General features: G+C 73.8%; 13 protein-coding genes. 5 read left to right on the forward strand and 8 right to left on the reverse strand.

The window, feature by feature from the left end; translation table 11 throughout:
* Positions 1-72: 72 nt before the first annotated feature.
* Positions 73-699, reverse strand: coding sequence for a YigZ family protein (locus PV721_RS10380; protein ID WP_319722601.1), 627 nt, complete (start codon positions 697-699; stop codon positions 73-75).
* Positions 700-805: 106 nt separating this feature from the next.
* Between PV721_RS10380 and PV721_RS10385 the strand changes: the two genes are divergently transcribed.
* The gene (locus PV721_RS10385) at positions 806-1,210 is read left to right on the forward strand and encodes a CoA-binding protein (protein WP_319722602.1); all 405 of its coding nucleotides are present in this window, start codon (positions 806-808) and stop codon (positions 1,208-1,210) included.
* Here the strand turns inward: PV721_RS10385 and PV721_RS10390 are convergent.
* Positions 1,207-1,791 (reverse strand): XRE family transcriptional regulator, encoded by a 585-nt coding sequence (locus tag PV721_RS10390; RefSeq protein ID WP_319722603.1) that lies wholly within the window; start codon positions 1,789-1,791, stop codon positions 1,207-1,209. The genes PV721_RS10385 and PV721_RS10390 overlap by 4 nt on opposite strands.
* Before the next feature lie 120 nt (positions 1,792-1,911).
* On the opposite strand from PV721_RS10390, the gene PV721_RS10395 reads away from it, so the two are divergent.
* Complete coding sequence (locus PV721_RS10395) at positions 1,912-2,778, forward strand: DMT family transporter (protein WP_319722604.1); 867 nt, start codon at positions 1,912-1,914, stop codon at positions 2,776-2,778.
* A 73-nt stretch (positions 2,779-2,851) separates the two neighbouring features.
* On the opposite strand, the gene PV721_RS10400 is transcribed toward PV721_RS10395, so the two are convergent.
* Positions 2,852-3,613, reverse strand: coding sequence for an acyltransferase (locus PV721_RS10400; RefSeq protein ID WP_319722605.1), 762 nt, complete (start codon positions 3,611-3,613; stop codon positions 2,852-2,854).
* Between the two features lie 143 nt (positions 3,614-3,756).
* Here PV721_RS10400 and PV721_RS10405 point away from each other — a divergent pair, with 143 nt between their 5' ends.
* On the forward strand, positions 3,757-4,302 hold the full coding sequence (locus tag PV721_RS10405) for a gamma carbonic anhydrase family protein (RefSeq protein ID WP_319722606.1): 546 nt from the start codon (positions 3,757-3,759) through the stop codon (positions 4,300-4,302).
* On the opposite strand, the gene PV721_RS10410 is transcribed toward PV721_RS10405, so the two are convergent.
* From PV721_RS10410 to PV721_RS10430, 5 genes are all read right to left on the reverse strand, one after another.
* A complete protein-coding gene (locus tag PV721_RS10410) occupies positions 4,299-4,994 on the reverse strand; it encodes an ankyrin repeat domain-containing protein (RefSeq protein WP_319722607.1) in 696 nt (231 codons plus the stop codon). The genes PV721_RS10405 and PV721_RS10410 overlap by 4 nt on opposite strands.
* On the reverse strand, positions 4,991-5,662 hold the full coding sequence (locus tag PV721_RS10415) for a DedA family protein (RefSeq protein WP_319722608.1): 672 nt from the start codon (positions 5,660-5,662) through the stop codon (positions 4,991-4,993). The genes PV721_RS10410 and PV721_RS10415 overlap by 4 nt, the downstream gene beginning before the upstream one ends.
* 58 nt (positions 5,663-5,720) lie before the next feature.
* The gene (locus tag PV721_RS10420) at positions 5,721-8,249 is read right to left on the reverse strand and encodes a beta-glucosidase family protein (RefSeq protein WP_319722609.1); all 2,529 of its coding nucleotides are present in this window, start codon (positions 8,247-8,249) and stop codon (positions 5,721-5,723) included.
* Positions 8,250-8,364: 115 nt separating this feature from the next.
* Positions 8,365-8,565 (reverse strand): type II toxin-antitoxin system VapB family antitoxin, encoded by a 201-nt coding sequence (locus PV721_RS10425; RefSeq protein WP_319722615.1) that lies wholly within the window; start codon positions 8,563-8,565, stop codon positions 8,365-8,367.
* Positions 8,566-8,780: 215 nt separating this feature from the next.
* On the reverse strand, positions 8,781-9,233 hold the full coding sequence (locus PV721_RS10430; RefSeq protein ID WP_189973593.1) for a DUF4442 domain-containing protein: 453 nt from the start codon (positions 9,231-9,233) through the stop codon (positions 8,781-8,783).
* A gap of 96 nt (positions 9,234-9,329) precedes the next feature.
* Here PV721_RS10430 and PV721_RS10435 point away from each other — a divergent pair, with 96 nt between their 5' ends.
* Both PV721_RS10435 and PV721_RS10440 read left to right on the forward strand, forming a co-directional pair.
* Positions 9,330-10,334 carry a hypothetical protein gene (locus tag PV721_RS10435; protein ID WP_319722610.1) on the forward strand — a complete coding sequence of 335 codons (1,005 nt, stop codon included), beginning with the start codon at positions 9,330-9,332 and terminating at the stop codon, positions 10,332-10,334.
* Between the two features lie 69 nt (positions 10,335-10,403).
* On the forward strand, positions 10,404-11,689 hold a 1,286-nt coding region (locus tag PV721_RS10440), incomplete at its 3' end, for an MFS transporter (protein WP_319722611.1).

The raw sequence follows: 11,689 nt of genomic DNA on the forward strand, positions 1-11,689 counted from the left end.
CGCACATGCCGTCTCCCCCTGGTCGTCTCCCGCTCGCTGAACCCCTCTACGCTAACCCGTCCCCGGGGCCGCTCAGGGCGCGTACGTCTCTCCGCCGAGGGTGAGGCCGGCGGTGCCCGCGGTGCTGTCGGCGAGCCAGGCCTCGAAGGCGGGCAGATCCGCCTCGGGGAGGGCGACCTCGATCTCCACGGCGGCTCCGTAGCGCAGGTCGACCACGGTCCGGCCGGTGGAGCGCAGGTCGTTCTGGGTCTTGCCGGCCCGCTGGTGGTCGACGGTGACGGTGGCCAGCCGGTAGCGGCGCCGGGTGACGGTGCCGAGCTCGTCGAGCGCCTCGCCGACGACTCCGCCGTAGGCCCTGATCAGGCCGCCGGCGCCGAGCTTCACGCCGCCGTAGTAGCGGGTGACCACGGCGACGGCGTAACGGATGTCGCGGCGTATGAGCATCTGCAGCATGGGGACCCCGGCGGTGCCGCCGGGCTCGCCGTCGTCGCTGGCCTTCTGGACGGAGGCGTCGGCGCCGACCACGTAGGCGAAGCAGTTGTGCGTGGCGGTGGGGTGCTCCTTGCGGATGCGCGCGACGAAGTCCTGCGCCTCCTGCTCGGTCGCGGCGGGCGCGAGCGAGCACAGGAAGCGCGAGCGGTTGATCTCGGACTCGTGCACGCCCTCGCGGGCCACCGTCACGTACTGGTCTGCCTTCACCGCTCCACCCTACGGGGAATCGGACATGTGTCCTTTCGGTTGACCAGGCTGAACGGCAACCCCAGCAGACTCGAACGACGGACGAGAACCACAGGAGGCGGCGCGCGTGTACGGCGACCCGGCAACCATCCGCAAGATCCTCACCGAGCTCGGAGACACCTGGGCCGTGGTGGGCCTCTCGAACAACCAGGACCGGGCGGCCTACGGGGTGGCCCGCGTGCTCCAGCGGTTCGGCAAGCGCGTGATCCCCGTACACCCCAAGGCCGAGACGGTGCACGGCGAGCGCGGGTACGCCTCGCTGGCGGAGATCCCGTTCAAGGTGGACGTGGTGGACGTCTTCGTGAACAGCGAGCTGGCCGGCCCGGTGGCCGACCAGGCGGCCGCCGTCGGGGCCGAGGCCGTCTGGTTCCAGCTCGGCGTGATCGACGAGGCCGCCTTCGACCGCACCCGCGCGGCCGGGCTGACCATGGTCATGGACCGCTGCCCGGCGATCGAGATCCCCGCGCTCTAGCCCGCTGCCGGACGGACGGGCGGGATGGAGACGGCCATCGTCATCTCCATCGGCCCGGACCCCACGTTGCGGTAGGCGTGCGGCAGGTTCGCCTCGAACGAGACGGCCCCGCCCGCGGGGACCGCGTACCGCTCGCCGTCCACCTCGAGCGTCAGCACCCCCTCGGTGACGTGCAGCATCTCGAAGGTGCCGGCCGGGTGCGGGTCCGAGGCGGTCCCGTCCCCGGGCTCCAGCCGGTAGGTCCACATCTCCACCGGCCCGCGCCGGTCGTCGCCGAGCAGCATGCTGGCACCGCTGCCCGCCGGGGATGACCACATCCGCACTCCCTGCCCCGGCAGCACCACCCGCACCTGCGGGGTGCGGTCGTGGTCCAGCAGCGTGGTGATGCTGACGCCGAGGGCGTCGGCCAGCTTGACCGTGGTCCCGACGCTGGGATTGGTACGGGCCTGCTCGATCTGGATGATCATTCCGCGGCTCACCCCCGCCCGGGCCGCCAGCCCCTCCAGGGTGAAGCCGCGCTCCCCGCGCCACCGCTTGAGGTTCCGGGCGAGCGCCTGGGTGAGCTCTTCGAGATCGGACACGGACTCCCCACTCCATTTCGTCCAATATCTTGGATGACGCAGTCCAATGGACTGAACTATCCTGCGGGTGTCATCAATGCTGCACTCCACCGTTCACTGCACTGTACTGCGAGGCCCCGCATGACCGCCCTCTTCGCCCTGGCCACAGCCGTGCTGTGGGGTCTCGCCGACTTCGGCGGCGGGCTGCTGACCCGCCGGATACCGGCGCTCACCGTGGTCGTCGTCTCGCAGATCGTCGCGGTCCTCGTGCTCGGCGCGGTGGTCCTCGGCACCGGCGCCTGGCGGGAGGCCGGACCGCAGCTGTGGTTCGCGGTCGGCGCGGGTCTGGTCGGGCCGGTCGCGATGCTCAGCTTCTACAAGGCGCTGGCCCTCGGCCCGATGGGCGTGGTCTCCCCGCTGGGCTCGCTCGGGGTGGTCGTTCCCGTCACCGCGGGCCTGGTCCTGGGCGAGCGGCCCGGCCCCGGCCAGTTCGCGGGCATCGCGGTGGCCGTCGTCGGCATCGTCCTCGCGGGCGGCCCGGAGCTGCGCGGCGCGCCCGTCCAGCGGCAGGCCGTCGTCCTGACGCTGGTCGCGGCCTTCGGGTTCGGCGCGGTGATGGCCCTGATCGCGGAGGCGTCCGCCACCCTCACCGGGCTGTTCCTCGCGCTGTTCGTGCAGCGGGTCACCAATGTCGCCGTGGGCGGCGCCGCCCTGTGGGCCCAGTCCCGGCGCGGCGTCCCGGCCCTGCCGGCGGGCACCGGTCCGCGGATCCTGTGGGGGCTGCTGCCCGCGCTGGCCTTCGTCGGCCTGGCGGACGTCGCGGCGAACGGCACGTACTCCATCGCCGCCCAGAGCGGCCCGGTCACCATGGCCGCCGTACTGTCCTCGCTCTACCCCGTGGTCACCGCGCTCGCCGCCTTCGCCGTGCTCAAGGAGCGGCTGCGCAGCATCCAGGCGGCGGGCGCCGGGCTGGCCCTGGCGGGAACGGTCCTCCTGGCCGCGGGCTGACCGGCCCGGCGGCCGGGCGCCGGGGCAGCCGGGGCAGCCGGGCCAGCGGGGAGCACCCCTACGCCGGATCGACCTACGCCGGCTCGACCTGCGCCTGCTCCGCCTCCGCGAGTTCGGCCAGCCCGCGCAGCTGCTCCGGGGTCATCCCGTCCGGGATCGGCACCGGCGCCGGCGTGCGCAGCGGCGGCTGCCAGCCCGTCTCCGGCTCCCAGCGCCGTACGATGCGCGCCGGCGCGCCCGCCACCACGGCGTGGTCGGGCACCTCGCCCCGTACGACGGCCCCCGCGGCCACGACGACGTTGCGGCCGAGCCGCGCGCCCGGCAGGATCACCGCGCCGGTGCCGAGCCAGCATCCCGGGCCGATCTCCACCGGCGCGCTGCGCGGCCACTGGCGGCCGACGGGCTCGTGCGGGTCGTCGTAGCTGTGGTTCGTGGACGTGATGTACACCCCGGGACCGCAGAAGGTGTTCGCCCCGATCGTGATCCGGGCGTCGGCGATGACGTGGCTGCCCCGGCCGATGACGACCCCGTCACCGAGCACGAGCATCGGTTCCTTGCCCAGGTCGAGGCCCGGCATCATGCCGGCGGTGAGGGTGACCTGCTCGCCGATGATGCAGTGGCCGCCGAGCCGGATCCACTGCTCGCCGAAGACCGTGCCCTGCGGGAAGGCGAGCCGGGTGCCGTCCCCGATCGCGCCGAACCGCAGCCGGCCCGGGGTCTGCGCGGTCACCGCGCCGGCCTGCTGCATCCAGCGCCAGCCGGTGTGGACCGCGCGGCTCGCCAGCCGGCGGCGCAGGGCCGTCAGAGATGAGAACGTGTTCTGCTTCTTCGGCACCCGGCCACGTTAATGCGCCCGGCCCCGGTCGTCCGGACCACCATCCTGTGATCTTCACCCCATCGCGGGTGCGGCGGGCCGCGTGCCCTACGGTGCCGTAAGCGCGGCACCCGGACGACAGACAGACGGCAGAGGAAGAGAACATGACGCACCAGGCGGCCCAGGCACTCGTGGCGGGTGTCGGCGGCAAGAACCCGGACATCGACCCGACGGCCTTCACCGCGCCCACCTCGGTCGTGGTCGGCGACGTCACCCTCGCCGCCGGCGCGAGCCTCTGGTACTCGGCGGTGCTGCGCGCCGACTGCGGCCCGATCACGCTCGGCGCCGACAGCAACGTGCAGGACAACTGCACGATCCACGTGGACCCGGGCTTCCCCGTCTCGATCGGCGAGCGCGTCTCCATCGGCCACAACGCCGTCGTGCACGGCTGCACCGTCGAGGACGACTGCCTGATCGGCATGGGCGCGACCGTCCTGAACGGCGCGGTCATCGGCGCCGGTTCGCTGGTCGCCGCGCAGGCGCTGGTCCCGCAGGGCTTGGTGGTCCCGCCCGGCTCGCTCGTCGCGGGCGTGCCCGCCAAGGTGCGCCGCGAGCTCACCGACGAGGAGCGCGAGGGCATCAAGGTCAACGCCCTGATGTACGTGGAGCTGGCGAAGCAGCACCGCGCCTCGGTCACCACGGAGGGCTAACGGGCGTCCCACGCGACCCGGAGTGCGGACAGGACGGCCACGTACTCCGGGTCGCGGTCCCGCCAGCCGTACTGGACGGCCCCGTCCGCGTTGCGCTTGCGGCCCCCCATCGCGCCCAGCACGGTCTGCGTCGTGACCGCGGCGCCGCGCGCGAGCAGCCGCTCCACCACCGCGGCATGCCCGCACGTGGCCGCCAGGTCGAGGGCGGTGCTGCCCTTCATCCGCCCCTCGATGTCGGCGCCCCGCTCCAGCAGCAGGTCCACGGTGTCCGGGTGCCCGGCCTCCATGGAGGCGGCAGCGAGGACCAGCGGCACGTGGTGGAGCTTCCCCTCCGGTCCGTTCGGGTCGACGTCCGCGTCGAGGAGGGCCCGTACGACGTCCGTGTGCCCGTTCATCGCCGCCAGCGACAGCAGCCCCGACTCGTCGTACGGTCCGGCGACGTGCCGGGGGTCGGCGCCCGCGGCGAGGAGCAGCCGCACGACGTCCGCGTGCCCCGCGCACACCGCCAGGTCCAGCGCCCTGCGGCCGCCCTGGACCCAGGCGTCGGCATCGGCTCCCCCGGCCAGCAGGCGCCGCACCAGGTCCGTGTCCCCGGCCTCGGCGGCGCGTCCGAGCCCGTTCGCCAGCGAGTGGTAGTGGTCTTCCCGCCCCTCGTCGGACCAGTCCGGGTCCGGCCGCTCCGCCTCCGTCATTCGCCTACGGTGGCGCGCGCCTCCGCCTGCGCGGGGATCTCGGCCCCGGCCGCGCCCGCCTCGGCGGCCGCCTTCTTCATCCGGCTGCGCATCACCAGCGTCACCGCGAGCCCGAACAGCACGGCGAGGACCAGGGCCAGCCAGGAGAACCGCTTCAGCCACGGCTCCGCGACGATGCCGACCGAGTAGATGACGGCAGTGGTGCCGCCCGCCCAGAGGATCCCGCCGAGGACGTTGGCGACGAGGAAGCGCCAGTACGGCATGTGCAGCACGCCCGCCAGCGGCCCGGCGAAGATCCGCAACAGCGCCACGAACCGCCCGAAGAAGACGGCCCACATGCCCCACTTCTCGAAGGAGCGTTCCGCCAGGGCCACCTGCTGCGGCCCGAAGTGCTTGGGAAAGCGCCGGCCCAGCTTCTCCAGCAGCGGCTTGCCGCCCCGGCGGCCGATCGCGTAGCCGATCGAGTCACCCACGATCGCCCCGGTGATCGCGCAGATCCCGAGCACCACGGGGTCGATCTCCCCGTGCTGCGAGGCCAGCAGCGCCGAGCTGACCAGGATGATCTCGCCCGGCAGCGGAATGCCGAGGCTCTCCAGCCCGATGACCAGACCCACCAGGAGATAGATGCTGACCGCCGGAATCGTCTCCAGCCATTCCTGGATGTGCACCGGTACGTCCTCCCGTGTCGTCCCCGGCGCGCCCCCTGTGACACGCCGAACGGGCAGCCTATCGGCTCGCCACCACCACCTTTGACCTCAGCGGCAGGTCGCGGGAGGAACGGCCCGCGAACACCTCCCGGCGGCCGGAACCCAGCACCCACGCGTGCCGTTCCGGGTCCCAGGACGACAGCGCCCTGGCGTCGACGTCGACGGCGACCCGCTGCGCCTCGCCGGGCGCGAGGGTGAGCCGCCGGTAGCCGGCCAGCGCGCGCACCGGCTGGTCGAGCCGGAGCTCCGGGGACGGCCCTACGTACACCTGGGCCACGTCGGTGCCCTTGCGGCGGCCGGTGTTGCGGACGGTGAACTCCGCGCGCAGCCCGCCCCGCTCCGGCCGGACCGTGAGCTTCTCGTACTGCCAGGTCGTGTAGGAGAGCCCGTGCCCGAAGGGGAACAGCGGCGCCACCTGCTGGCCGTCGTACCAGCGGTGACCGACGTGGATGCCCTCCGCATACTCCTGCCGGCCGCCCAGTCCCGGGTAGCGCAGCGGGTCGCCGCCGACCGGGGTCGCCCGTTCGTCGGCCGGGAAGGTCTGGGTGAGGCGGCCGCCCGGGTCCACGTCGCCGAAGAGGACGTCGGCGGTGGCGCCCGCGCCCTCCTGGCCCGGGTAGTACATCTGGAGGACGGCCCCGGTACGCGCGAGCCACGGCATGGCCGTGGCGGAGGAGGTGTTGAGCACCACCGTCGTACGGGGGTTCGCGGCGGCCACCGCCTCGATCAGCCGCTCCTGCCCGCCGGGGAGGGCCAGGGAGGTCCGGTCCCTGCCCTCGGTGGCGTCCTCGTAGGCGAACAGGACCACGCTGCGGGCCGATTTCGCCGTCCTCACGGCCTCGGCGAGGTCCGCGGCCCGGCTCGCCCCGGTGGTGTGCCGGAGCCGGAAACGCTGGCCCCCGTCCCCGCCCCGGGCGGTCACGGCGAGCCGGTGGGCGCCCGCCTTGAGGGTGAGGGTGCGGCGGCGGACGGCCATCCCGTCGGGTGCGGAGCCGAGGAGTCCGCCGGCGAAGTGCTCGGCCATGCCCTGGCGGACGGGGAACAGCTCCTCGCCGTCGAGGCGCACGGCGGGACGCTGCCCGGTGTAGTGGACGATCAGGGTCCACTCGTCGTCCGCCGTGAGGCGGAACTCGCCCTCGTGGCTCCACTCGCGCCCGGGGGCGACGCTCCGCTCGTCGAGGGCGGCTGCCGGGGTCAGCAGCTGCGCGGGCAGCGGCCGTCCGTACAGGTCCTCGCCGAGGGCGTGGCGCACGGTGGAGCCGTTCCCGACCCGTTGCCGCAGGGCGGTGAGCGGGGCGGCCGCCCCGTCGGGGACCACGTGCGAGCTGCCCCCGCCGCCGACGAACGGCACCTGGGCGGTGGGGCCGATCACCGCGATCGAGCGGGCGGCGGCGCCGGTCAGGGGCAGGGTGCCGGCTTCGTTGCGGAGCAGCACCGCCCCGGCGGTGGCCACCTTGCGGGCGACCCGGGCCCCGGCGGCGGCGTTGCGCGCGGGCCGGGCGGCGGGGCGCGCCGCCAGCAGCCCGAAGCGGTCCATGGTGGTCAGGATCCGGTGGACGGCGAGGTCGACGGCGGCCTCGGTCACGGAACCGCCGCGCACCGCCTCGCGCAGCGGCCCGCCGAAGTGGGTGCCGCCGGGCATCTCCATGTCGAGGCCGGCGCCGATGGCGGCGACGGTGCTGTGGGTGGCGTTCCAGTCGGACATCACCCAGCCGTCGAACCCCCAGCTCCCGCGCAGCAGTTCGTCGAGCAGCGGCTTGTTCTCGCAGGCGTGGACGCCGTTGACCTTGTTGTACGCGCCCATCACGGCGCCCGCGCCGGCGGCCACGGCGGCCTCGAAGCCCCGTAGCTCGGTCTCGTGCAGGGTCTGCTCGGTGGCGGTCACGTCGACGGTGTCGCGTCCGTGTTCCTGGTTGTTGAGGGCGAAGTGCTTGACGGTGGCGATGAGCCCTTCGTCCTGGACGCCCCGGATCACTTCCGCGACCAGGTCCGCCGTCAGCCGCGGGTCTTCGGAGAAGGTCTCGAAGTTCCGGCCCGCGTACGGGGTCCGGATGAGGTTGACCATGGGGGCCAGCAGGACGTCCTGGCCGAGCGCGCGGCCCTCGCGGCCGAGGACCCGGCCGTACTCGCGGGCCAGCGCGGGGTCGAAGGCGGAGGCGAGCAGGACCGGCGCGGGCAGTGCGGTGGCGTGCTGGGAGACGCGTACTCCGGCGGGTCCGTCGGCGAGGCGCAGCGCCGGGATGCCCAGGCGCGGCACGCCGGGCACGTAGCCGGCCTGGCCGAGGGGGGCGGGGTCCTGGGCGCCGTGCAGCAGGGCGGTCTTCTCTTCGAGGGTGAGCCGTTCCAGCAGGGCCTCGATGCGGGCGGCGCCGGCGCCCGCGGGCCCGGCGGCGGATCCCCCGGTGGGTCCCGCGGCGGGCGCCGCCGTGGGGAGTCCGGCACCCGGCGGGACAGTGGGGGCGCAGGCCCCCGCGCCGAGGGCCGCTCCCACCCCGCCGGCCGCCGCGAGCAGCCGCATCGCCGAACGTCTGGACACGGCCTCGCTCATCGGCGCTCCCTGCGGCGTGGTTCGGCGGGAGCGGCCCGCGCCGGACCGCTCCCCCGTCCACTGTGCGCCGCGCGCCGCCGTGCCCGGCCGGGACGCGCCACCGCGGGGGCCAGGTTCAGCCCTCCGGCAGCGGCGGCATGGTGTCGGCGGTCCGGCGCGGCTCGTCCTGCCGCTGGACCCGCGCCTCGGTGCGGTGCCCGCGCGCGATGTAGTCCCGTACGACGGCCTCCACCGCGTCCTGCGGCGAGCCGACTCCGGCGAGCACCATCACCTCCACCACGAGCTCGGCATCGAGGCTGATGTTGACCTTGGCCACGGGCGCTCCCTCCATCGTCGTCCGACGGACTCTAGCCGCCGCACGCCTGCGGATTCCGCGGTTCCGCCCCTTCGTCCAGGCGGCTCCCCCGGCCGGAGCGTCCGGCCGACGGGACCACGGACTCCCTGCTCACCGCCCGGGTGCCCCTGCCGTCGCGGGGCACGCAGAAGGCCCCCGCCCGGCAGAGGCGGGGGCCTTCGCAGCGGCGCCGGGGCCTATGCGTTGGGGCGCAGGGTCCAGACGACGGTCATTTCGCCGGTCACGGCCTCGTCCTCGCGCTGGATGGCGATGGTGACCGGGAACTCCGGGCGGCCGCCCGCGTCGAGTTCGGCGACGACCTCCGCGGCCGGGCGGCCGAGGGTGGCGGTGGCGGTGACGACGCCCTTGGCGAGCTTCTTGTAGCCGATCTCGGCCTTCACGGCGAGGGGCACGGCGCGCGAGAGCTGGTCGCCGAAGGCGGCCAGGACGATCGCGCCGCTCGCGGACTCGGCCAGGGTGAACATGGCGCCGGCGTGCGGCCCGCCGACGTGGTTGTGGTAGTCGGGCTGGTCCGGGAGCCTGACGACCGCGCGCTCGGGGGTGGTCTCCAGGAACTGGAGGTTCAGGGTCCGGGCCATCGGCACCGTCGCGGCGAGCAGTTCGCCCACGTTCATCTGATCTGCGCTCATGGACGGCGATGTTACCCGCGAGTAGACGTCCTTGGCCAGAGCTCTCAAGGGGGCGGCCGTGGCTCCCGGGGGCCGCTCCCACTATCGTTACCGGCCATGTGGCCAGGACAGCAGCAGCCCCCCGGGGGCGAACAGAACCCTCAGGACGCGCACCAGAACCCGTACCAGCAGCAGCCGGGGCAGCCGAACCCGTACCAGCAGCAGCCCGGTTACGGATACCCGCAGCAGCCGGGGTACCAGCCGCCGGCAGGCGTTCCCGGCCAGCAGTGGGGCCCGCCCCAGCAGCCCCAGCAGCCCCAGGGCGGCGGCGGGAGCCCGTACTCGACCAAGACCGTGGCCATCGTGGCGGCGGCGGCCGTCATCGTGGCGGCCGCCGGGACCGGCGCGTACGTGTTCACCCGGGACGACAAGAAGACCGAGGCCAACGACAAGCCGCCGGCGGCCAGCTCCCCTCCCGCCGAGGCACCCGCCCCGGCCGGCAGCAGCCCCAACCCGCGGGCCGGCGGCGGCATGCAGCCCGTCATCCCGGGCTGGAAGGTCGTCGTCAACACCAAGTACAACGTCGCCTACGACGTGCCCCCCGAGTGGAACGTCAACGACTCCGGGGTGTCCCTCTCCATCCACGACGAGACCGACGGCAAGCCGGTCGTCACGATGTCCGGGACCGCCACCCTCAAGAACGAGTGGTGCACGGTCGACAAGAACGCGGACGGGACCATGGAGAAGTACTCGCTCGCGGACAGCGGCGTCAAGGGTGCCCAGGGCGCCAAGGACACCGCTCAGGTGGCGACCGACAACACCGCCACCTGGGTCTGGGCGGGCTACGCCCAGAAGGAGCCCAAGGGCACGGTGAAGATCGGCGAGGCCAAGGAGTACACGACCGCCTCCGGCCTCAAGGGCCACACGGTGGTCGTGACCGCCCCGGGCGTGAAGAAGGAGAACAAGTGCTCCTCGGACGGCAAGGGGATCGGCTTCGGCTTCAAGAACGCCGTCGGTGACTTCGCCAGCTTCGTGGTCTACGGCGCGGCGGGCGTGAAGGACGAGGTTCCGACCGACGTCTCCGACAAGATGCTCAGCTCCATCCGGCTCGCCACCGGCTGATCTCCGCCTCCGCCGCCCCGGTCCGGGAATCCGTTTGGATTCTCGGCCCGGGGCGGGGATAGTCCGGGGGTGAGTTCTCCCCCCGCCGCAGCGCCCCGCACGCCCGCACGCCGTCGCCCGGACTGGGCGGGCCGCAACTACTCCCTGCTGACGGGTGCGGCGGTCGTCACCAACCTCGGCAGCCACGGAGCGCTCATCGCGGCCACCTTCGCGGTGATGGAGGCCGGCGGATCCAGTGGTGACATCGGCCTGGTCGCGGCCGCCCGTACGCTGCCGCTCGTCCTCTTCCTGCTCGTCGGCGGCGCCGTCGCCGACCGGCTGCCCCGCCACCGCGTGATGGTCGCGGCCAACGCCCTGAACTGCCTCTCGCAGGCCGCCTTCGCGCTGCTCGTCCTCACCGGCGACCCCCAGCTGTGGCAGATGATGCTGCTGACCGCCCTGTGCGGCACCGGCACCGCCTTCTTCAATCCCGCGGCCGAGGGCATGCTGCTGTCCACGGTCTCCGGGGAGAACTCCAACCGGGCCTTCGCGCTGTTCCGCATGGCGATGAACGGCGCGGGCATCGGCGGCGCCGCCCTCGGCGGGGCGATGATCGCCGCGATGGGCCCGGGCTGGGTCCTGGCCGTGGACGCGGCCGCCTTCGCCGTCGCGGGCCTGCTGCGCGCGTTCCTCGACGTGAGCCACGTCCCCGGCCGGGCCCCCGGTGGCGGCTTGCTGGCCGACCTGCGCGAGGGCTGGACGGAGGTCCGGACCCGCCCGTGGCTGTGGAGCATCGTGCTCCAGTTCTCCGTCGTCGTCGCCGTCGTGGGCGCCGCGGAAGCCGTCTACGGTCCGCTGGTCGCCCGGGACCAGCTGGGCGGGGCGGCCCCCTGGGGCGTGGCCCTCGCCTTCTTCGGGGTCGGCACCATAGCCGGGGCCGTCCTGATGATGATGTGGAAGCCGCGCCGGCTGCTGCTGATCGGCACGCTGTGCGTGTTCCCGCTGGCGCTGCCGTCGGCGGGCCTTGCCGTGCCGCTGCCGGTGTGGGGGCTGTGCGCGGTGATGTTCGTCAGTGGAGCCTCGATCGAAGTCTTCGGCGTGAGCTGGATGACCACGATGCACCAGGAGATCCCGGAGGAGAAGTTCTCCCGGGTCTCCGCCTACGACTGGTTCGGCTCCGTGTCGATGCTCCCGCTGGCCACCGCCCTGGCCGGCCCGGCCGAATCGGCCTTCGGCCGCACCCAGGCCCTGTGGGGCTGCGCGGCCCTGGTCGTCCTGGCCACGGCCCTGGTCCTCCTGATCCCGGACGTCCGCCACATGACCCGCACGTCCAAACCGACCCCCCTCCCCAAGCCCCCCGTCCCGCACTCCGGCCC

This window comes from Streptomyces sp. MB09-01 (assembly GCF_033794505.1).
Lineage (GTDB): Bacteria > Actinomycetota > Actinomycetes > Streptomycetales > Streptomycetaceae > Streptomyces.